This window comes from Paraburkholderia sp. SIMBA_027 (assembly GCF_046535315.1).
Classification (GTDB): domain Bacteria; phylum Pseudomonadota; class Gammaproteobacteria; order Burkholderiales; family Burkholderiaceae; genus Paraburkholderia; species Paraburkholderia tropica.
Genome location: NZ_JAWRWY010001236.1, coordinates 1 through 250 on the forward strand (window position 1 = coordinate 1; position 250 = coordinate 250).

1 protein-coding gene is annotated in these 250 nt (G+C 50.4%); it reads right to left on the reverse strand.

Annotated features, from left to right (window positions below; genetic code table 11):
- Positions 1-134 (reverse strand): chemotaxis protein CheW (locus SB764_RS43090; RefSeq protein WP_049393342.1); only part of this gene is annotated, 134 nt, incomplete at its 3' end.
- Positions 135-250: the final 116 nt, after the last annotated feature.

Here is a 250-nt window from a genome sequence, read left to right on the forward strand (position 1 = left end):
ACCTGATCGTAGCCACGGATCTCCTGCACTTTCAGGATATCAATACCGTACTCTTCATCACCAAGGGTAAATACCAGAAATTCCTGGCCTGACGGCTCGCTGGCCAGCTTTGTTACATTCGTCATACCGGTCATATTGTTACCTTTTTACTCATTCAGGCGGAGGTGTTCGCCATACGTTGTTCGCGGTTTATCGCCTGCAAGGCGGAGACATCAACAATCAGTGCCACGCTGCCGTCGCCAAGAATGGT